The organism is Duganella sp. BJB476 (genome assembly GCF_003416895.1).
GTDB lineage: Bacteria > Pseudomonadota > Gammaproteobacteria > Burkholderiales > Burkholderiaceae_D > Rugamonas.
Genome location: NZ_QVIO01000001.1, coordinates 1150150 through 1170209 on the forward strand (window position 1 = coordinate 1150150; position 20060 = coordinate 1170209).

The following is a 20060-nucleotide window of genomic DNA, read 5'->3' on the forward strand; positions in this document are numbered from 1 at the left end:
TTTTTGCCGTCCTGCTTTTCTACACTGGCCTCATTCAACCAAGCGAGGAACACCATGACGGCACAGGAACACAACCCGGAACCGCACAATCCGCTGGGCATAGACGGCATCGAGTTCGTCGAATATGCGAGCGCGCAACCGCTGGCGTTCGGCGCGCTGCTGGAGCAGTTCGGCTTCGTGGCCACCGCCCGCCACCGCTCGCGCGAGGTGACGCTGTACCGTCAGGGCGGCATGAACGTGATCGTCAACGCCGATCCGCGCGCCTTGCCGCAATCGGGCACCGATCCGCAATCGACCGTGATCAGCGCCATCGCGCTGCGGGTGCGCGACGCCGACGCCGCCTACCGCCACGCGATCGACATGGGCGCCTGGGCGATCCAGACCCGCGCCGGCGTGATGGAACTGAACATCCCCGGCGTGCACGGCGCCGGCGATTCGATCCTGTATTTCGTCGACCGCTTCCGCGACTTCTCGATCTACGACGTCGACTTCAAGCCGATACCCAACGCCCCGGTGAACCCGCCAGCGCTGGCGGGCATGCATTTCTTCGGCGTGGTGCAGGCCATCGACGCCGGCCGGGCGCCGGAGTGGATCGACTTCTACCAGCAGCTGATGGACTTCCGGGTGCTGCCCGAAGGCCGCTACTTCGGCGTGGTGCCGAAAGGGACGCTGCTGGAAAGCCCGTGCCACAGCTTCTACCTGCAACTGGTCGAACCGCCCGAAGGCGCGGCCGGCCTGCAGTGGGGCGAGCAGCTGATACGGGTCGGCTTCGGCGCGCCCGACGTGCTGGCGGCGGTGCGCGCGCTGCAGCAAAGGGGCATCGTATTCATCGACCGCGCACCGGCGCAGTCCAACGAACGCGGCGCATTGACACAACTGTACAAGGGTGGCGTCAGCTTCGAGCTGGTCGTCAGCCACCTGGAGAAAAACCATGATTGAGATTTCCGGCACTACCCGCATTTTCCCCGTGATCGGCTGGCCGGTCGAACAGGTCAAGGCGCCGGCGCTGTTCAATGCCTACTTCCAACGCCACGGCATCGACGCGCGCGTGGTGCCACTGAAGGTGCCGCCCGAATCCTACACCGCCGCCGTGCGGCTGCTGATGTCCTTCCCCAACGTGGGCGGCATCTTCGTCTCGATTCCGCACAAGCCGATGAGCGTGGACGCGGTGGATGTGCCCACCCCGCGCGCGCGGCTGGCCGGCGCCTGCAACGCCATCTACAAGGACGGGCAGGGCCGGATACTGGGTGACCTGATCGACGGCGAAGGCTTCATCCGCGCCTTCGACCGCACCTGCGGCGCCGCGCCGCTGGACTGGCCGGCCTCGCGCGCGCTGGTGGTGGGCAGCGGCGGCGTCGGTTGCGCGGTGGCCTATGCGCTGGCCGAACGCGGCATCGGCGAGGTGGCCATCTACGATACCCGGGCCGACCAGGCGCAGGCCTTGCAGCAGCGCCTGCGGCTGGCGTTCCCCGGCACGCGGATCGAGATCGCGCCGCCGCTTGCCGCCGGCTTCGACCTGGTGGTCAATTCGACTCCGCTCGGCATGCACCCCGACGATGCGTTGCCGATCGACCTGCGCGGCGTGTCGCCGCACTGCATCGTTGCCGATTGCGGCATGAAGATCGAGATGAGCCGCCTGCTGCGCCAGGCGCAGGAACTGGGCTGCCGCATCCAGAAGGGCAAGGAGATGCTGATCGAGCAGGCGCCCCTGTACCTGGAGCTGTTCGGCTGGCCGGGCGTGTCGTCGGACGCCTTCCGCACCCTGGAGGCCTTGTGAATCTCTCCAACTTCGGCATGGACAGCATCACCCTGGCCGGCCCGCTGGAAGCGAAGCTGCGCGCCTCGCGCGCGGCCGGCTTCAGCCAGATCATGCTGTGGGCGCGCGACCTGGCCGGCCACCCCGGCGGCCTCGATGAAGCGGTGCGGCTGGTGCGCGCCAGTGGCGTGCGCGTGACCGGCATCCAGGTGATGCGCGACTACGAGGGCCTGGACGGCGCGCTGCACGAGTACAAGCTCGATATCGCCCGGCAGATGCTGCGGGTGTGCCAGGCGGTCGGCGCGCCGCTGCTGATGGTCTGCTCCAGCACCTCCAGCCACGCCAGCGGCGACATGCGGCTGATCGCGCGCCACTTGGCCAAGCTGGCCACGCTGGCGGTGCCGCTGGGCGTGCGGGTGGGCTACGAGGCGCTGTCCTGGGGGCGTCACATCAACCAGTACGAGCAATCGTGGGAGGCGGTGGAGCTGGCCGACCACGCTAACCTGGGCGTGGTGATCGATTCCTTCCACATGCTGGCCAACAGGGCCAGCCTGGACGGGCTGGAGGATATCCCCAGCCACAAGATCGCGATGGTGCAGCTGTCCGACTTCATGTGGCGGGACATCCGCAGCGCCGAGGAGCGGCTGGAGACGGCGCGCCATCTGCGCGTGTTTCCGGGCGAGGGCGCGCACTCGGACGAACTGACCGACCTGCTGCGCCGGCTGGACCGAGGCGGCTACCGCGGCGACTACAGCTTCGAAGTGTTCAACGACGACTACCTGCAACTGGCGCCGGAGATAGTCGGCCAGCGCGCCCATCGCGCGGCCAAGTGGGTCACGGACCAGGTGCTGCGGCGCAGTCTCGAAGTGCGGCATCCGACCGCATCCCACCCGACGATGGCCTGAAACGGAGACCCGACCATGCAGCACGCAAGCCAGACCGTGATGGTATTGAACGGTCCCAATCTGAATTTGCTCGGCCAGCGCGAGCCTGCAGTGTATGGCGCCGCCACGCTGGCCGACGTCGAACGCCTGTGCGCCGCCGCCTGCGAACGGCACGGCTACACGCTCGATTTTCGCCAATCCAATCATGAGGGTGTGCTGATCGACGCCATCCATGCCGCCGGCGCCGCGCAGGCACAGGGCACGCTGGCCGGCGTAGTGTTCAACGCCGGCGCCTACACGCACACCTCGGCGGCGCTGCACGACGCCATCAAGGGCGCGGCGGTGCGGGTGATCGAACTGCACATCTCCAACGTCCATGCGCGCGAGCCGTTCCGCCATCACTCGTGGTTGTCGCCGGTGGCGCACGGTGTGATGGCCGGCTTCGGCGTGCAGGGCTACGCGCTGGCGATCGCCGCACTGGCGCAGGTTTAAAAAAAGAAGCCCCTCGCTTCGCAGCAGTACCGAGGGAATCCGCAGCAACCATACGATGTGAATAAAACGGAGACATAATGAAGAAGAAAGCAATCGCGCTGGCCTGCATGGCGGCATGGCAGGCTGCCGCCCAGGCGCAGTCCAACGTCGCCATCTACGGCAATTTCGACGAATACGTGGGCTATATCCGCAGCAGCAGCGGCGCCCATATCACGGGCCTGAACGACGGCGCCGTGCTGCGCAGCCGGCTGGGCTTTCGCGGCACGGAGGACATCGGCGGCGGCTACAAAGTGAAGTTCACGCTGGAGCAGGGCATCAACGCCGATACCGGCACCGGCGCCGATACCACCCGCCTGTTCGACCGCCAGGCCTGGGTCGGCATCGAAGCGCCGAGCGGCGAATACCGCATCGGCCGTCAGAACACGGAGATCTTCCTGATCGGCGGCGCCATCGACTATACCGAGCGCACCACGTTTGGCTCGCTGTTTAACACCTTCGGCATCCCTTCGCGCTACGACAACGATTTGTCCTATCGCTCGCCGCGACTGGCCGGAGCACAGCTGGTGCTGCATTACGCGCTGCCGGAGAATGGCGGCGCCACGCGCGGCAACAGCCCGATTTACCAATTAGCGCTCGACTATCGCAACGGCCCTTATCGCGTCGGCTACGCTGGGCTGCAAGCCAGCCCGAACACCGTCACTGCCACCGTGCGGGACAAGGTGGTGTATCACAACGTCTACGCCGACTATCAATACGGCGGCGGCACCATCTACCTGGCGGCGGCGCGCAGCAACAACTCCACCTCCAGCGCCAACGGCTTGAACGCCGGGGTGATACTCAACAACGTCAGCAACCCGAACAACTTCTTCGCCGGCACCGACCGCAACGCGGCCCGCTACTACAACTTCTACCAGGTGTCGGCCGACTATCGCGTCAGCAGCCAGCTGCGGGTGGGCGCGCTGTATGGCGTCATCAGGGACACCTCCGGCGGCGAGGCCGGTGCGCGCGGAGCCAACGCGGGCGCCTACTACGAGCTATCCAAACGCACCACGCTGTACGGCTTCGCCAGCGTGATGCAGAACCAGGCCAACGCAGGCTTCCGCTTCAGCGGTTCGGCTGGACCCTCGGCCAACCTGGCAGGCGCCGACATCAACGGCAAACATTTGACCGGCCTGCAGGCCGGCATCCTGCACAAGTTTTAACCCAACTACAATAGCTAACTGGAGGACGACATGACAGCAGCAGCAACGAGAGACAAGATTGACAAGACGGCAGCACCGGCGCCGGCCCGCTCGCCGCGCAAGGCGGCCTTTGCCAGCTGGATCGGCAGCGCGGTCGAGTACTACGACTTCTTCATCTACGGCACGGCGGCGGCGCTGGTGTTCGGCAAAATCTTCTTCCCCGCCTTCGACCCGGCGGCAGCCACCGTGGCGGCCTTCGCCACGTTCGGCGTCGGCTACGTCACGCGGCCGATAGGCGCGGTGCTGCTGGGGCACGTGGGCGACCGCTACGGCCGCAAGCGGGTGCTGACCTTCACCTTGCTGCTGATGGGGATTTCCACCTTCCTGGTCGGCCTGCTGCCGACCTACGGCCAGGTTGGCATTGCCGCGCCCATCATGCTGGTGGCGCTGCGCATGCTGCAGGGGATATCGGCCGCCGGCGAGCAGGCCGGCGCCAATTCCATGACGCTGGAGCATGCGCCGGCGCACCGGCGAGCGTTCTTCACCAGCTTCACGCTGAGCGGCACGCAGGCGGGGCTGATCCTGGCGACGCTGGTGTTCTTGCCGCTGTCGGCGCTGCCGGAGGAGCAGCTGCTGTCGTGGGGCTGGCGCATTCCCTTCTTCCTGAGCGCGATCGTGGTGGCGGTGGGCATGTGGGTGCGCCGCACCTTGCCTGAGACGCCGGCCTTCGCCGAGGAGTCCGGCCACCAGCCAAGCCGCATGCCGGTGGCGCTGCTGTTCCGAGACCACAAGGCCAATCTGTTGCGGGTGATCTTCGCCGCGCTGGTGTCGGTGGTGAGCACGATCTTCAGCGTGTTCACGCTGTCCTACGCCGTCAACACCATGCACATCCCGCGTACCACCATGCTGACGGTGCTGGTGCTGGCCAACGTGGTGGCGCTGGGCGCGATTCCGCTGTTCGCCGCGCTGTCGGACCGCGTCGGCCGCAAGCCGGTGTTCATCTTCGGCGCGCTGGGATCGGCGGCGTTGATCTGGCCTTATATGTGGAGCATCAGCACTGTCAACCTGCCGCTGGTGTTCACCTTCGGCCTGCTGTTGTCGGGCGTGGTGTACAGCGCTGCCAACGGCGTCTGGCCTTCGTTGTATGGAGAGATGTTCAGCACCCGCGTGCGCCTGTCCGGCATGGCGATCGGCACCCAGATCGGCTTCGCGCTGGGCGGCTTTGCGCCGACCATCAGCGCTGCGATTTTGCAGCCGGGGGCAGGGGGCTGGATACCGGTGGCGGCCTTCGTGACGGTCACCAGCCTGGTCTCGGCGATCTCCGTGGCGACTGCCCGCGAGACCTACCGGTTGCCGATGCACGAACTGGGCAAGATCGTGCGCGTTTAACCGGTAGGTGGCGCCTGCGCTCAGGCGCTCAGTATTGCGGCGCTGGCTCCTGCATACAATGTCTCGACCAGCGCCGCGCGCCGTTCCAGCACCAGGCGCTGGTTGATCGATCCCTTGTCGGTCTGCTCGCCGGCCGTTACCGACGGCGCTTCCTCCAGCAGTAGCAAGCGTTCGACGCGGGACGCCGAGCCGGTTGCCACGGCGTTCAGTTGCGCCAGCAGTTGTTGAAAGTGGCCGCGCACCGGAGCGCTGGACAGGATGGCGGCTGCTTCGGCGTCGGCGCCCAGTCCGGACAACAACTGACACTGATCCAGACGCGGGAACACCAGCAAGCCTATGCTGTCGCGATCGATGCCGGCCACCACCACATCCTGGATGTAGGGCGCACCGGCGCTGATGACACGCGCCCGCAATGGCCCGACGCTGACGAAGGTGCCGCTGCTAAGCTTGAAGTCCTCGGCGATGCGGCCGTCGAACATCAAGCCCAGTTCCGGCCGCGCCGGATCGACGAAGCGCACCGCGTCGCCGCTGCGGTAGTAGCCTTCCTCATCGAAGGCGTCGGCGGTGGCTTGCGGCGCGCGCCAGTAGCCCGGCATGACGTGCGGGCCGCGGAAGCGCGCCTCGTACTTGCCTTCCACCTGCACCAGCTTGACCTCGCACGCGGGCGCAGGCAGGCCCACATAGCCGGCCATCATCACCGGGCCGGTGGTGAAGGTGCAGGAGGGCGCCGTCTCCGTCATGCCCAGGCCGGCCATGATGCGGATCCGCTGGCCGCAGCGGTTTTCGCTGACACGTTCCAGCGCATCCCACGCGGCCTGCGACAGGCCGGCGCCGGCGAAGAAGAACAGCTCCATCTGCGAGAAGAAGTGGCGGCACAGTTCCGGGTCGTCGTCCAGTGCGGCAGTCAGCAGTTCCCAGCCCTTGGGCACATTGAAGAACACCGTCGGCGCGATCTCCTTCAGGTTGCGCACCGTGACGGCGAAGTCGCGCGCGGTCGGCTTGCCGTCGTCGATGTAGTAGCTGCCGCCGTTGTACAGCGCGATGCCGACGTTATGGCTGCCGCCGAAGGTGTGGCTCCAGGGCAGCCAGTCCAGCAGCACCGGCGGCTTGTCGCCAAAGGCCGGAAAGCTTTGCAGCAGCATCTGCTGGTTGGCGCACAACATGCGCTGGGTGGTGACCACCGCCTTGGGCAGCTTGGTCGATCCCGACGTGAACAGGAATTTGGCGATGGTGTGCGGGCCGATGGCGGCGTTGGCCGCGTCCACCGTGCGCGGCACGGTCGCCAGCAATTGCGCCAACGGCGTGCTGGCCCGGCCTGCATCGCCGTGGTCGACCACGATCTCCACGTCGTCCGGCACCGCCGCCGCCAGCGCCGCCGCACAGGCGCCGCCGTCGCTGGCGTAGATCATGCCGGGCGTCAGATGGCGCACGAAGTGGGTCAGCTTGGCGTGGTCGGTGGCGGAGCCGGAAGCGGCCGGCGAGACCGGGCAATAGGGTATGCCGGCGTACAGCGCGCCCAGCGCCAGTTGCAGGTGCTGCAGATCGTTACCGGACAAGATCATCAGCGGACGTTCTGCCGACAGGCCCCGGTCCAGCAAGGCCTGGCCGACAGCGCGCGCCTGCTCCAGCATCTGCCGGTAGCTGAGGTGTCGCCAGGCGCCGTCGCCGCCGCGCCGTGCGGCCAGCGTGCGGTCGGGATGGCGCTCGGCGCCATGCACCAGGCAATCGGTGATGCGGTCGGGGTAGGCGCCCAGCGCTTCCTCCGATGCCAGGCGCCAGGCGCCTTGGGCGTCGGAATCGATGCGCACCGGAGCGCCGCCGACGCGCACCGGGCGATAGCGCGACAGGTCCAGCGTCGCGGCGGTGGTGGTGGGCTGCGTCATTGCGTGCTCCCTCATCACACAGGGTAGTGGCGATGGCCGCTCTGGATGGTGATCCAGCGCAGGTCGGTGAATTCGGCGATGCCGGCCTTGCCGCCGAAGCGCCCGTAGCCGCTGGCCTTGACGCCGCCGAACGGCATCTGCGCTTCATCGGCCACGGTGGAGCTGTTGATGTGGCAGATGCCCGATTCGATGCGGTGCGCCAGTGCCAGCGCGCGCGAGATGTCGCGGCTGAAGACGGCGGCGGAGAGGCCGTATTCGCTGGCGTTGGCCTCGGCCAGCGCCGCCTCGTCGCCGTCGACGCGGATGATGCCGACGATCGGGCCGAACGACTCTTCCTGGTACACCGTCATGGTCGGCGTGATGTGGTCGATGATGGCCGGTTGCAGCAGGTTGCCGTCGCTGTCGGCGCTGCCGCAGACGATCTGCGCGCCCTTGGCCTGCGCGTCGGCGATCATGGCGGCCACGCGGCTGGCTGCGGAGGCATCGACCATGCCGCCCAACACGGCGCCTTCCTGGCCCGGCTTACCCGCGCGCAGAGCGGCGGTCTTGATGCGCAGTTTTTCCACGAAGGCGTCGGCCACCTTGTGGTCGACGATGATGCGGTCGGTGGACATGCAGATTTGGCCCTGGTTGAAGAAGGAGCCGAAGGCAGCCGCCTGCACCGCTTCATCGAGGTCGGCATCGTCCAGCACCAGCAGCGGATTCTTGCCGCCCAATTCCAGTACCACCGGCTTCAGATGCTGCGCGGCCTGCTGGGCGATGATGCGTCCCACCTTGGTCGAGCCGGTGAAGTTGATGCGCTTGACGGCCGGATGGGCGATCAGGCGCGCCACCACGGCGGCGGCGTCCTGCGGCGCGTTGCTGATGACGTTGACCACGCCGGGAGGGAAGCCGGCGTCCTCGAACACCTTGCCGATCAGGCGGTGCACGGCGGGGCATACCTCGGACGACTTGAGCACCACCGTGTTACCGCAAGCCAGAGGCGTAGCGATGGCGCGCGTGCCCAGGATCACCGGCGCGTTCCACGGCGCGATGCCCAGCACCACGCCGCAAGCCTGGCGCACACCCATCGCCATCAGGCCCGGCACGTCGGAGGGTATCACCTCGCCGGCGATCTGGGTGGTCAGCGATGCCGCTTCGCGCAGCATGGAGGACGCCAGCATCACGTTGAAGCCGTACCAGCCGGCCACGCCGCCCGCTTCGGCCACGCCTGCCGCAATGAACTCGGGGGCGCGCGCCTGCAGGCAGTCGGCCGCCTTGAGCAGCAGGCGGCGACGCTCGCCCGGCGCGGTGGCGGACCAGCCGGGGAAGGCCGCATGGGCGGCGGCGACGGCGGCGTCGGCATCGTCCAGCGTGGCGGCGGCAGCCACCGAGGCGGTGTCGCCGGTGGCCGGGTTGAGGCGCTGGTAAGTGGCGCCGGTGGATGAGGCCTGGTCCAGGCCTCCGATCAGCAAACGGGCTTCAAGCATGGCGTATCTCCTGTGTTGTTGGCGTGGTGTGCGTCTTATGCGCGCTTGTAGGTTTGCAGGCCTGGTTTGATGGTCTTATCGTCCAGGAACTGCTTGAGGCCCTGGGCGCGGCCTTTTTCCGGGTCGCGGTAGTTGGACTGGTCGACTTTGGCGTAGAGGTAGTCCTCATTCTGCTCCCAGGTCAGTTCGCGGCAGCGCTTGAAGCCGTTCTTGGCGATGCGCAGCACGGTCGGCGATTTCGCCAGCAGCTTCTCCGCCAGTTCGATGGTGGCCTCGCGCAGCTGCGCCAGCGGCACGCTCTTGTTCACCAGGCCCATGGCGGCTGCTTCCTGGCCGGTGAAGGTGTCGCCGGTCATGATGTAGTGTAGCGCCTGACGGTGGCCCATGGTGTCGGCGACCGCTTTGCTGACCAGGTTACCTGGCGGGATGCCCCAGTTGATCTCCGACAGGCCGTACACGGCTTCGTCGGCGGAGATGGCCAGGTCGCAGGCGACCAGCGGCGAGAAGGCGCCGCCGAAGCACCAGCCGTTGACCATGGCGATGGTCGGCTTGCTGTACATGCGCAGCAGCTTCCATTGCCACTGCGAGCAGTCGCGGCGCAGCTTCTCCTGGAAGATCTCCGGCTTGCCGTCGTTTTCGCGGAAGTACTCCTTCAGGTCCATGCCGGCGGTCCAGCTGTCGCCGGCGCCGGTCAGCACCAGCACTTCGGCTTCGGCATCCTGCTCCAGGGTTTCCAGCACGTCGATCATTTCGCGGTTCAGCGTCGGGCTCATGGCGTTGCGCTTTTCCGGGCGGTTCAGGGTCACCCAGGCGATGCCGCCGGTGATGTCGACTTTTACGGTGCTCCAGCGGTTGTTGTATTGGCTCATCTCGGTCTCACTTTATGTTAGGTTGATATCAGGTTGCCTGATAAGTGACTTATAATATATGCTGCTTGGGCAGTAATGCAAGCGCTTTTCGAACGCTTTCTTTTGAATTCTGGATCACGATGAAAAAACCTCCTTCCGCCGCGCACGACAAACCCACCGGCATCGCCTACCTGATCGGCCGCATCGACCATGTGCTGAGCCGGCGCCTGCGCGACAGCCTCGGTTTGCTGGGCATGACGGCTGCCCAGTACACGGCGCTGTCGGTGCTCGACACCCAGCAGCAGCTGTCGAACGCGCAGCTGGCCGAGCGTTCGATGATCTCGCCGCAATCGGCCAACGAGATGGTCAAGGCGATGGAGGCGCGTGGCTGGGTGGTGCGCCAGGCCGACGCCAATCATGGCCGCATCATTCATCTGCGCCTCAGCGACGAAGGCAGCGCTTTGCTGCGCCAGGGCGATGCCGCGGTGGCGGAACTGGAGCGCGCCATGCTGGCCGAACTGGACGCCGACCAGCGCGGCGAACTGCATGCGCAATTGCGCGTGCTGCTGCGGTCACTGAGCGCCATCGTCTTGTAACTGCCGCCAGCGCGGGTTTTCCAGCAGCAGGGCGATGCCCTGGCCGCCGCCGACGCAGGCCGCCGCCACGCCATAGCGCTGGCGCCGCAGGTCGAGCGCGCGCGCCAGCGTGATGGTCAGGCGCACGCCAGTCGCGGCCAGCGGATGGCCCAGCGCGATCGCGCCGCCGTGGATGTTGAGGCGGTCGCGGTCCAGCTTCAGTTCGCGCTCGACCGCGATGATCTGCGCGCCTTGCGCTTCATTGATTTCAAACAGGCCGATTTGCTGCGTGCTCAATCCGCAGCGGTCGAGCAGCAGGTGGATCGCCGGCGCGGGGCCGATGCCCATGACTTCGGGCGGCACGCCGACCACCGCCGCCGCCACGATGCGCGCCTGCGGCCGATGCCCGCCGTGCATGGCATAGGCGCCGGAAGCGACGATGGCAGCCGCCGCGCCATCGGCCAGCGCGCAGCTGTTGCCGCCGGTCTGCACGCCGTGCGGATACAGCGGGCGAAGCGTGGCTAGCACCGACGGCGGCGAGATGCGCGGATGGGTGTCCTGGGTCAGCTCTGTCACCGGGCCGTTCAGGCGGATGCGGCGGTCGGCATAACCATCCAGCGTGAAGACCTCGTTGGCGATGGCGACAATCTCGCCTGCGTGGAAGCCGGCCGCTCTGGCGTCGAGCGCGCGGGCATGCGACATCGCGGCGAATTTGTCCACCTCAGCGCGCGTGATGCCGTAGCGGCGCGCCAGGTTCTCGGCGGTCTGCGGCATCGTGATGGCGGGCGCGGGATCGGTCAGCGCTTCCCACAGAAAGTCTTCGAAGCCGACCGGTGCACCCAGCTTGAAGCCGCTGCGGTGATTGAAGGCGGCGATCGGATTGCGCGTCATCGATTCGGTGCCCACGACCAGCGCGGCTTCGGCGTAGCCTAGCGCGATCTGGTCGCCGGCCTGACGGAACAACTCGAAGCCGGTGCCGCAGATACGCTGCACGTTCAATGCCGGCACCGTCAACGGCACCCCGGCGTACAGGCCTATATGGCGCGGCAGCATGTACTGGTAGCAGTCGCCCGGCGCCATGCTGCCGCTGATGACGGAACCGATGTCGGCGGCCGGCACGCCGCTGCGCTTGAGGACCGCACGCGCGGCCTTGATGCCGAGATCCGTGGGCGAGACCTGGCTGAAGGCGCCGCAGTAGTCGGCCAACGGCGTGCGCAGGCCGTCGATCAGCCACAGGTCGTCGTAGCTCTGGAAGAATCCTTGGTTGGTTTTTTTGTTCATGGCCAGTAGCTGGGGCGCAGCTGCCCGGTCGGACCGGCGTAGCCGTGGGCGAGGGCGAAGGCCTCCAGCGCGTGGGGCGCTTCGTAGCGGCCGAAGATCGACCACAGGAACATGCGGCCGAACAGTTCGCAGCGTTCGCGCGGATCGCTGTGCAGCGCCGGGTCGCCGGCTAACGCGGCCTTGAGCGAGGCCAGGCTGTTCTCGTGGACCACCATGCGGGTGCCGCCGTCGGCGCTGGTGTCGAACACCATCAGGCGCGCGGCGTCGGCGTCGCCGCTCCAGCGTCGCCATTCAGGCAGCGTGTCTTGCGGGCCGGTGGCTGGTTCGCCGTGGCGGGCGAAGTGGGTCCAGTAGCCAGCCATGGCGTCGGAGACTTCCTTGCGGCCGGGCAGGTTGGCGGCGGTAAAGGATCGGAACGGATCGAACTCGCCATCGAGGTCGCGCAGGACGAAGGCGACATCCAGCACGTGCGCGGCGCCCAGCAGCACGCGCGGCGCGATCAAGGGCACGGCTGGTTGCTCGTCCCAGTCGAAGCGGTAGGTCCATACGTCGCGGTGGCCCGAGGCCACCATCGCGCTGGCCGGTTGCAGCGCGCCGACTGCCTGCCAGAGGGCGGACATATAGGCCGCGTGGCGCTGGTAGCGGGCGCGGTTGCGCATCAGCGGGATGCGGCCGAACAGCATGTGCACGTAATCGGGATTGTTGGACATGAACAGCTTGTACTCGTCGCGGTTGGTGCCGATGATGACCGGCACCGCGTTGTAGCGGCTACGGTCGGCGAACACCTCTGCCAGCGGCATCGCGGGCAGCACGTGGCCGTCCTGGAGCACGCACGGCGCGTCGTAGAAGCTGAGCGCTCCCGGCGTGATCGGCGCCAGCAAGGCGGCGGCAGGCAGGGCGCGCACGTAGGCGGCGATGTCGGCGGCTGGCATGGATGCGATCAAGGCCTTGGCGGCGGCGCGGTCGGCGGCGCGGCCGTCGCGCTGCAACCACTGGCACAGCAGCTCGCGTGAGCTGAGGGCGTGGCCGGGCTGGATGTCGTCCGCGTAGTTGCGGGCCTGTGCGGGCGTGTAGCTGACAGTTAGCGGCGATTGCAGGATGGCGCGATGGAACAGGCCCTTGGCCAATGGGCTGGCCAGCAGGGTGTAGGCATTCAATCCGCCGGCCGATTCGCCGAACACCGTGACGTTATCGGGATCGCCGCCGAAAGCCGCGATGTGCTGACGGACCCATTGCAGCGCCGCGACCAGGTCCAGCGTGCCGAAGTTGCCGGAGCGGTCGGCGGGGCTGTCGCCGTCCTGCGCCAGCTCGTCGAGACTGAACCAGCCGAGGATGCCGAGGCGGTAGTTGGCTGACACCACGATCATGCGGTCCTGGCCGGCCAGGTTGCGCAGCGTGGTGTAGGTGGCTGCGGTGCCGGCTGTGTTGGCGCCACCGTGGATCCAGAACATCACCGGCAGCGCGGCTTGCCGCGCTTCTTCGGCCGTCAGCTGCGGCGCGAACACGTTCAGCGTCAGGCAGTCTTCAGAACCGGCCAGCTGGCCCCACTGGTCGGGCGACAGTTCCAGAGTTGCGCCGGCCAGTTGCAGCGCGGGTTGGCCGCAGGCCAGCGCTTCGCGCACGCCCGACCAGGGTTGTGGTGGACGCGGCGCCTTCCAGCGCAACGGGCCGACCGGAGGCTGAGCATATGGGATTCCCAGCCAGGCGTGGGTATTGTGGCGATCGGCGCGGCCCACCACGTGGCCCAGCGCGGTGGGGCGCAGCGAATCGGCGGCATGGAGCAGGATGTCAGGCATGATTGAATTCCTCTTGTAGTTTGAAGGTATGTACCAGCCGCGCCAGTTCCACCGCCTGTTGGCGCATACCGGCAGTGGCGCCGGTGGCTTGTTCGACCAGTTCCGCGTTCTGTTGCGTCACTAGCTCCATTGCCTGCAACGCGGCGCCGGCCTGCTCGATGCCCGCCTGCTGCTGGACGCTGGCGGCGGCGATGCGGTCGATGATGACGCTGACCTGCTGCACGCTGTCGACCACCTCGTTCATGGTGGCGCCGGCGCGCGCCACCAGGCGGTTGCCTGCTTCGACCTGGCTCACCGAATGGCCGATCAGGGTGCGGATTTCGCGCGCGGCGGTGGCTGAGCGTTGCGCCAGGTTGCGCACCTCGCCGGCGACGACCGCGAAACCGCGCCCCTGTTCGCCGGCGCGGGCCGCTTCGACCGCCGCGTTCAATGCCAGGATATTGGTCTGGAACGCGATGCCGTCGATGACACCGATGATTTCGCCGATGCGGTGGGCCGAGCCGGTGATGGAGTCCATCGTCAGGATCACTTCCTCAGCCACCTTGCCGCCGTCGCGGGCCACCGCGCTGGCGTTGGCGGCCAGCTCGGTGGCCTGGCGCGCGTGGCCGGCGTTGTCGCGCACGGCCACCGCCAACTGCGCCACACAACCGGCGGTGGCGCGCAGCGATTGGCGCTGGCTGTCGCTGCGCCTCGTCAGGTACTGGTGGCCACCGGCGACTTCGCTGGCCGCGCCGGCGATGTGGTCGGCGCCGCGCCGCACCTGGCCGACCATCGATGCCAGGCCGGTGCGCATGGTGTGCATAGCGAACAGCAGGCTGGAAGCGTCGCCGTCGCGCAGGCTGACGCTCCCCGCCAGATCGCCGGCGGCGGTATGGCCGGCGATCTTGACCGCGTAGGCCGGCTCGCCGCCCAGCTGTTCGAGGATGCCGCGCGTCAGGCGCCAGCACAGCAGGCCGCCCAGCAGCAGGGCCGTCATACCCAGCGCCAGCATCCAGGCGCGCGCGCCGGCATCGGATGTTCGTCCCTCTGCGGCGGCCAACTCGCTTTGGCGGGTCTCCAGCAGGACCAACCGCTCCAGCGCCGCCATCCAACGGTTTTGGACCGGCAGCAGACGTTCGACCAGCACGGTGTAGATCTGGTCCGACTCGCTGCGCATGGCCAGATCCATCGCCTGCATGATCGGCGGCTGGGCCGCCGCATTCTGCTGGGCGATCTGCGCCAGCAGCGCGGTTTCCTCGGCCGTCGCGGCATCGGCCAGCAATTCGCGCAGGCGCTTTTCGGCAGCGGCGTAGCGTTTGGCCTGGTCCTGCATCCGTTCCGCTTCCGGCTGGAGGTAGGACAGGGAGCCGATCAGCGCCATGTTACGCAGCGCGATCATGCGTTCGTACACGGTGTCGCGCATCTGGGTGGCGAGTCGTGTCTTGACGTTACCGACCAGCGTGATCTGGTCGGTGCGCTGCTGCATCTGGTTCATATGTCCCAGGCCGAGCGCCACGACGGCGACCAGCAGCGCCAGGATCAAGCCGAAACCGAGGCGCAGGCGGGTGCCGATGCTCATGTCGGAAGTAGCCATGGCGTCAGTGGATTCCGGCCACGGCGCGTTCCTGCTCCTGCGCCGCCGCGTCCATGCGCGCGGGCTTGGGCGGCATCAGGAAGTAGGCCAGCGCCGGCACCAGCACCAGCGCGCCCACCATATTCCACAAGAACATGAAGGCCAGCAGGATGCCCATGTCGGCCTGGAATTTGATCGGCGAGAACAGCCACGTGGCGACCGCCACTGCCAGCGTCACTCCGGTCAGGATCACCACGCGGCCGGTGAAACGCAGCGCATGCAGGTAGGCGTCGGACAGGCTGGCGCCGGCGCGCATGCGGGTCAGCATCACGCTCAGCACATACAGCGCATAGTCCACGCCGATGCCGACGCCAAGCGCAATCACCGGCAGCGTGGCGACCTTGACGCCCATGCCCAGCACCACCATCAGCACTTCGCACAGGATGGAGGTGAGCACCAGCGGCAGGATGGCCACCAGCACCGCGCGCCAGTTGCGGAAGGTGGCGTAGCACAGCAGGATCACCGCGCCGTAGACCCAAAACAGCATATCGTGCATGGCCTGCTTGACGACGATGTTGGTGGCGGCTTCGATGCCGGCGCTGCCGGCGGCCAGCTGGAATTGCACCTCCGGCGTATTGTGGGCGGCGGCGAAGGCTTCGACCGCGTCGACCACGCGGGTCAGCGTGGCGGCCTTGTGGTCCTTCAGGTAGACGTACAGCGACAGCAGCGAGCAGCTCTGGTTGAACAGTTCGCGCGGGGCGCGGGTCTGCACCGCGCCGAGCGCGCCGGCATTGGGGATCAGGTCATACCATTTGAAGTTGCCCTCGTTGTAGCCGGTGGTCGCCAGCTTGCTCAAGGCCGCCATCGAGTTGGTCGAATCGACGCCGGGCAGCTGCTCCAGCTGCCATGCCAGCTGGTCCACACTGGCCAGGGTGGCGTACTGGGTGCACTGGTCGGGCGCGGTCTTGATCATCACCACCAGGATGTCGGAGCTGGCCGCGTAGTTGGCGACCATGAAGCCGTTGTCGCGGTTGTAGCGCGAATCGGCGCGCAATTCCGGCGCGCCGGGATCGAGGTCGCCCACCTTCAGGTTAAGGCTGTACAGGTAGCCTAGTCCGCCCAGCAGCAGGCTGGCAGCCACCGTGACGGCGGCCCAGCGGCGCTGGGTGAATCGGTCGAGGAAGGTCCACAGCCAGGGCTGGGCCGCACCGTCGGCGCTGTCGGCCTGCAGGCTGCGCGCGGCGGCCTTTGCGCTGACGCCGGTGTAGGACAGCAGCACCGGCAGTAGCACCAGGTTGGTGAAGATCAGCACCGCCACGCCGATGCTGGCGATGATGGCCAGGTCCTGGATCACCTTGATCTGGATGCTGACCAGCACCGCGAAACCGACCGCGTCGCACAACAGCGCGGTGAGGCCGGCGGCGAACAGACGGCGGAAGGTGTAGCGCGCCGCCACCACGCGGTGCGTTCCGCGGCCCACGTCCTGCATGATGCCGTTCATCTTTTGGGCGCCGTGGCTCATGCCGATGGCGAACACCAGGAAAGGCACCAGCACGGAATACGGATCGAGTTCGTAATGCAGCGCTGCCAGCAGGCCGCATTGCCACAGCACCGCCACCAGCGAGCACATGACCACCAGCGTGGTGCTGCGCCAGCAGCGCGTGTACCAGAACAGCACCGCGCCGGCGATGGCGATCGCCAGCAGGAAGAACATCAGCACCTTTTGCAGGCCTTCGATCAGGTCGCCGACGATCTTGGCGAAACCGGTGATGTGGATACGCACGCCTTCCTTCTGGTACTTGGCGCGGATCTGCTCCAGCCGCGCCGATAGCGCGCCGTAGTCGAGCGCCTGGCCGGTCTGCGGATTCTGCTCCAGCAGCGGCACGTAGACGATGCTGGACTTGAAGTCGGCCGCAACCAGTTGGCCGATTTCGCCGGAGCGGGCGACGTTGGCGCGAAATTGCGCCAGGCTGTCGGCCGAGCCGTCGTAACCGTCCGGGATGACGGTGCCGCCGTCCAGGCCTTCCTCGGTGACGGCGGCCCAGCGCGTGCTGGGTGTCCACAGCGATTTCATGAAGGGCCGGTCCACGCCCGGCAGCAGGAACACTTCATCGTTCAGGCGCTGCAGGGTGTCGAGGTAGGCGCGGTCGTAGATGGTGCCGTCGTTCGCTTCGACGGCGATGCGCACCGAATTGCCCAGTCCATTCAGGTCGGCCTTGTTGGCCAGGTAGTTGACCACGTAGGGATGGGCGCTGGGGATCATCTTCTCGAAGCTGGCATTGAGCTTGATGTGCGTGGCCTGATAGCCAAGCACGATGGTCGCCAGCAGGCAAAGCAGGATGACCAGCGGCCGGTAGTTGAACAGCGCGCGCTCTCCCAGGTTGCCGGAGCTGGTGTCGAAGTCCTGTAGCCGCCGTACTACCGGCTGTTGGTCCAAATCTTGATCTGTGTGCATGATGTTCGAGCCATATTCGTATGAAGTGGGAAGGGCGTTAGCGTGGCGCTGCTACCCGGCGCAGGCCGCGCAGCCCGGCCACCACCAGCGCGCCGTCGCCGGCTTGCGCCACGGCGGCCAGCGGCAAGGCAGGCGGCAGGGCGGCGCCGGTCTGCGCGGCGAAGCTGCGGCCCTGGTCTCGGCTGAGCAGCACGTCGCCGCCCTGGCTGACCAGCACCAGGGTGCCGTCGGCCAGTTCGGCGCCGCCGGCCAGCGACGCCTGGACGCCGGTTTCGACCTTGCTCCAGCTGGCGCCCTGGTCGCCGGACCAATAGGCGTTGCCACGCAAACCGTAGGCGAGCAGCGCGCCGCCGCGCGCCGCCAGCAGGCCGAAGAAGCTGCCCTTGTACGGCGTGGGAAGGGCGATGAAGCTGGCCCCCTGGTCGGTGGAGCGCAGCAGCAAGCCCTGTTCGCCGGCCAGATAAAGAGCACCGCCGGCGCCGCGCATGCCGTACAGGTGCAGGCCCTTGGGATTGGCCACGTGCTGCTGCCACGGTTGCCAGGTGGCGCCGCCGTCGTCGGTCTTGAACAGCAGGTTGTAGGCGCCCAGCACGTAGCCGCTGCGGGCGCTGGCGAAGTGCAGGTCGAGGAAGGGCTTGTCCGGCCCGTCCTCCACCAGATGCGTGGCGTCGGCGAGGGCGCGCGCCTGATCCGGGCCGGCGACGTTGGCCGCCGCCTTGAGCGCGAGCGCGGCGGCCTGGATGCCGTCCAGCTGCTTGCTCCAGGTGGCGCCGCCGTCGGCGCTGTGCAGCACCACGCCCTGATGGCCGACCGCCCATCCTTGCCTGGCGTCGATGAACTGCACGGCCGTCAGGCTGACCCCGACCGGCACGCTGGCCTGGCGCCAGGTGACACCGGCATCATCCGAGTACAGGATGGAGCCACGCTCGCCGGCTGCCACCAGCCGCTGGCCGGCGGCGGCGATGGCCAGCATGGCCGCGTTCAAGGTCTTGGGCGTGACTAGCGCCGGCTGCGTCAACACCGCCGGGCCGGAGGCGCCTGCGCCATCCGCCCGCGCCACTGGCGCCAGAGCGCAGCACGCCGCCAGCGCGACCAGGAGATTCAATCTGTTCATCGAGCGCCCCTTCACTTAGCGTGAGCCCTGGTTGGCCAGTTCCTCGGGGCCGAAATAGCTGGCCGGCAGGCGCGGGATGGTCTTGTATTGGCTCGCGAGGTCGTTGGACGCCTCGTTCAACAGGTAAGCGCCGGTCTGCACGTTATAGGTGCCCCACATGACGTTGCCCACCACGGCGGGGACGTCCGGCGCCAGCAGCGTCAGCGTGTAGTTGCCGCGCCAGATCTGGCCTTGCGCGTCGTAGCCGTCGACCAGGATGATCTGCCAGGTGTCTTCGTCCAGGTAGTAGCGGCGCTTGGTGACCACGTGGCGCTTGCCGGGGATCAGGCTCGCCTCCACTTCCCATACGCGGTGCAGCTCCCAGCGCACCAGGTCTGGATTGAGGAACTGCGGCCCAACCAGGTCGCTGATCTTGGCCGCTGCGGCGCGGTTGTTGTTGTAGGGGATGTACATCTCCTTCTTGCCGACCAGCTTGAGCTCATGGTGGTCGATAGGGCCGAACAGCATGAACGCTTCGTCGAACAGGCCGATGCCGGAAGTGACCGAGTCCGGCGTATCGTAGGATACCGACGGTGCGCGCCGCACGCGGCGCTGGCCCACCAGGTACTGCCAGATGGCGCGCGGCTGCGCCTCGCTGATGCCGTCGTGGACCAGGATGCCTTCGCCGGCCTTGGACGCCGGCGCGCGCGTGATCAGGCGGCCGAACTGATAAATGCCGTCGAATTTTTCCAGGCTGCCGTCCTTGAGGTAGTAAGGCCGCATGATGGTCTGCTCGGCCTCGGTGGCGGTGGCGCGCTTGCCGTCCGGCGTGACGATGGTGGTCCGCAGGGGGAACACGGTGGTCTCGCCGGTCCAGGCCAGGCGGTGGTTCATGATGGCTTCATAGCCGGTTTTAGGAATCGGGAACGGGATGCCGCCGAACGCGCCTTCCACGCCAAAGCCGCCGTCGATGGACTTGGCGCGAGTGGCGTTCTTGAGGGTGTTTTCATACACCCAGGCCGGCGCGCCGCCGGTGCGGTGGGTCGGGTAGACGTCGATGCGGTAGGACGGATATTTTTTCAGCAGCGCCACGGTGGCGGCGGACAGCTTGGCCGCATATTGGTCGACGTTCTTGCCGGTGATGGCTAGCGTCGGCTTCTCGGCGGCGAAGGGATCGGCGCGGAAGTCGCCTGCCTTGAAACCTGCCGGCACCTTGGCGTAGACGCCGTCCCAGGCCGGAATGGTGCCGTCCTTGTTGCCGGCTTTTTCGGCGCCCAGCGGCGTCAGAGTGGAGTGCAGCTTGGCTGCTTCGTCGGCGGTGACGGCGGCGCCGGCATGCGGCAGGGCGAAAGCCAGGGCCAGCGCGGCGGCGGCGAAATTCAGGGTCGTCTTCATTATAGTTTTGT

At 67.3% G+C, this 20060-nt stretch carries 16 protein-coding genes; 7 read left to right on the top strand and 9 right to left on the bottom strand.

Annotated elements, in window-relative coordinates:
- Window positions 1-54: 54 nt before the first annotated feature.
- The 6 genes from D0T21_RS05110 to D0T21_RS05135 all read left to right on the top strand — a co-directional run bounded on the left by D0T21_RS05110 (window position 55) and on the right by D0T21_RS05135 (window position 5702).
- A complete protein-coding gene (locus D0T21_RS05110; RefSeq protein WP_116988923.1) occupies window positions 55-939 on the top strand; it encodes a 4-hydroxyphenylpyruvate dioxygenase in 885 nt (294 codons plus the stop codon).
- Entirely contained in the window at window positions 932-1777 is an 846-nt protein-coding gene (locus D0T21_RS05115; protein ID WP_116988925.1) for a shikimate dehydrogenase, read from the top strand. Before D0T21_RS05110 ends, D0T21_RS05115 begins: the two co-directional genes overlap by 8 nt.
- Complete coding sequence (locus tag D0T21_RS05120; RefSeq protein ID WP_116988928.1) at window positions 1774-2661, top strand: sugar phosphate isomerase/epimerase; 888 nt, start codon at window positions 1774-1776, stop codon at window positions 2659-2661. The genes D0T21_RS05115 and D0T21_RS05120 overlap by 4 nt, the downstream gene beginning before the upstream one ends.
- Window positions 2662-2676: 15 nt before the next feature.
- A complete protein-coding gene (aroQ, locus tag D0T21_RS05125) occupies window positions 2677-3132 on the top strand; it encodes a type II 3-dehydroquinate dehydratase (RefSeq protein ID WP_116988930.1) in 456 nt (151 codons plus the stop codon).
- Between the two features lie 77 nt (window positions 3133-3209).
- The gene (locus tag D0T21_RS05130) at window positions 3210-4334 is read left to right on the top strand and encodes a porin (protein WP_116988932.1); all 1125 of its coding nucleotides are present in this window, start codon (window positions 3210-3212) and stop codon (window positions 4332-4334) included.
- Between the two features lie 30 nt (window positions 4335-4364).
- Window positions 4365-5702 (top strand): MFS transporter, encoded by a 1338-nt coding sequence (locus D0T21_RS05135; RefSeq protein WP_116988934.1) that lies wholly within the window; start codon window positions 4365-4367, stop codon window positions 5700-5702.
- A gap of 20 nt (window positions 5703-5722) precedes the next feature.
- Here the strand turns inward: D0T21_RS05135 and D0T21_RS05140 are convergent, their stop codons facing one another.
- Genes D0T21_RS05140 through D0T21_RS05150 form a run of 3 tightly spaced genes read right to left on the bottom strand, consistent with a single transcriptional unit; the run spans window position 5723 to window position 9923 of the window.
- The gene (locus tag D0T21_RS05140; RefSeq protein WP_116988936.1) at window positions 5723-7585 is read right to left on the bottom strand and encodes a feruloyl-CoA synthase; all 1863 of its coding nucleotides are present in this window, start codon (window positions 7583-7585) and stop codon (window positions 5723-5725) included.
- A gap of 14 nt (window positions 7586-7599) precedes the next feature.
- A complete protein-coding gene (locus D0T21_RS05145) occupies window positions 7600-9054 on the bottom strand; it encodes an aldehyde dehydrogenase (protein WP_116988938.1) in 1455 nt (484 codons plus the stop codon).
- A 35-nt stretch (window positions 9055-9089) separates the two neighbouring features.
- Window positions 9090-9923: a p-hydroxycinnamoyl CoA hydratase/lyase gene (locus D0T21_RS05150; RefSeq protein WP_116988940.1), complete on the bottom strand. Its 834-nt coding sequence runs from the start codon at window positions 9921-9923 to the stop codon at window positions 9090-9092.
- A gap of 119 nt (window positions 9924-10042) precedes the next feature.
- On the opposite strand from D0T21_RS05150, the gene D0T21_RS05155 reads away from it, so the two are divergent.
- Window positions 10043-10498, top strand: coding sequence for a MarR family winged helix-turn-helix transcriptional regulator (locus D0T21_RS05155; protein WP_116988942.1), 456 nt, complete (start codon window positions 10043-10045; stop codon window positions 10496-10498).
- Here the strand turns inward: D0T21_RS05155 and D0T21_RS05160 are convergent.
- From D0T21_RS05160 to D0T21_RS05185, 6 genes are read right to left on the bottom strand one after another with little or no spacing between them, the layout of a single operon-like run.
- On the bottom strand, window positions 10475-11758 hold the full coding sequence (locus D0T21_RS05160; protein WP_116988944.1) for a thiolase family protein: 1284 nt from the start codon (window positions 11756-11758) through the stop codon (window positions 10475-10477). The genes D0T21_RS05155 and D0T21_RS05160 overlap by 24 nt on opposite strands.
- The gene (locus tag D0T21_RS05165) at window positions 11755-13554 is read right to left on the bottom strand and encodes a carboxylesterase/lipase family protein (protein ID WP_116988946.1); all 1800 of its coding nucleotides are present in this window, start codon (window positions 13552-13554) and stop codon (window positions 11755-11757) included. The genes D0T21_RS05160 and D0T21_RS05165 overlap by 4 nt, the downstream gene beginning before the upstream one ends.
- Entirely contained in the window at window positions 13547-15127 is a 1581-nt protein-coding gene (locus D0T21_RS05170) for a methyl-accepting chemotaxis protein (RefSeq protein WP_116988949.1), read from the bottom strand. Before D0T21_RS05170 ends, D0T21_RS05165 begins: the two co-directional genes overlap by 8 nt.
- Window positions 15128-15131: 4 nt before the next feature.
- The gene (locus D0T21_RS05175) at window positions 15132-17561 is read right to left on the bottom strand and encodes an RND family transporter (protein WP_116988951.1); all 2430 of its coding nucleotides are present in this window, start codon (window positions 17559-17561) and stop codon (window positions 15132-15134) included.
- Between the two features lie 37 nt (window positions 17562-17598).
- Entirely contained in the window at window positions 17599-18675 is a 1077-nt protein-coding gene (locus tag D0T21_RS05180; RefSeq protein ID WP_116988953.1) for a YCF48-related protein, read from the bottom strand.
- A gap of 15 nt (window positions 18676-18690) precedes the next feature.
- Window positions 18691-20049, bottom strand: a complete 1359-nt coding sequence (locus D0T21_RS05185; protein WP_116988955.1) for a DUF1329 domain-containing protein — start codon at window positions 20047-20049, stop codon at window positions 18691-18693.
- Window positions 20050-20060: the final 11 nt, after the last annotated feature.

Bases quoted from the DNA above. Each gene is read 5' to 3' on its own strand.
- D0T21_RS05110 (WP_116988923.1), top strand. From the start codon at position 55: ATGACGGCACAGGAACACAACCCGGAACCGCACAATCCGCTGGGCATA.
- D0T21_RS05115 (WP_116988925.1), top strand. From the start codon at position 932: ATGATTGAGATTTCCGGCACTACCCGCATTTTCCCCGTGATCGGCTGG.
- aroQ (WP_116988930.1), top strand. From the start codon at position 2,677: ATGCAGCACGCAAGCCAGACCGTGATGGTATTGAACGGTCCCAATCTG.
- D0T21_RS05130 (WP_116988932.1), top strand. From the start codon at position 3,210: ATGAAGAAGAAAGCAATCGCGCTGGCCTGCATGGCGGCATGGCAGGCT.
- D0T21_RS05135 (WP_116988934.1), top strand. From the start codon at position 4,365: ATGACAGCAGCAGCAACGAGAGACAAGATTGACAAGACGGCAGCACCG.
- D0T21_RS05140 (WP_116988936.1), bottom strand. From the start codon at position 7,585: ATGACGCAGCCCACCACCACCGCCGCGACGCTGGACCTGTCGCGCTAT.
- D0T21_RS05145 (WP_116988938.1), bottom strand. From the start codon at position 9,054: ATGCTTGAAGCCCGTTTGCTGATCGGAGGCCTGGACCAGGCCTCATCC.
- D0T21_RS05150 (WP_116988940.1), bottom strand. From the start codon at position 9,923: ATGAGCCAATACAACAACCGCTGGAGCACCGTAAAAGTCGACATCACC.
- D0T21_RS05155 (WP_116988942.1), top strand. From the start codon at position 10,043: ATGAAAAAACCTCCTTCCGCCGCGCACGACAAACCCACCGGCATCGCC.
- D0T21_RS05160 (WP_116988944.1), bottom strand. From the start codon at position 11,758: ATGAACAAAAAAACCAACCAAGGATTCTTCCAGAGCTACGACGACCTG.
- D0T21_RS05165 (WP_116988946.1), bottom strand. From the start codon at position 13,554: ATGCCTGACATCCTGCTCCATGCCGCCGATTCGCTGCGCCCCACCGCG.
- D0T21_RS05170 (WP_116988949.1), bottom strand. From the start codon at position 15,127: ATGGCTACTTCCGACATGAGCATCGGCACCCGCCTGCGCCTCGGTTTC.
- D0T21_RS05175 (WP_116988951.1), bottom strand. From the start codon at position 17,561: ATGCACACAGATCAAGATTTGGACCAACAGCCGGTAGTACGGCGGCTA.
- D0T21_RS05180 (WP_116988953.1), bottom strand. From the start codon at position 18,675: ATGAACAGATTGAATCTCCTGGTCGCGCTGGCGGCGTGCTGCGCTCTG.
- D0T21_RS05185 (WP_116988955.1), bottom strand. From the start codon at position 20,049: ATGAAGACGACCCTGAATTTCGCCGCCGCCGCGCTGGCCCTGGCTTTC.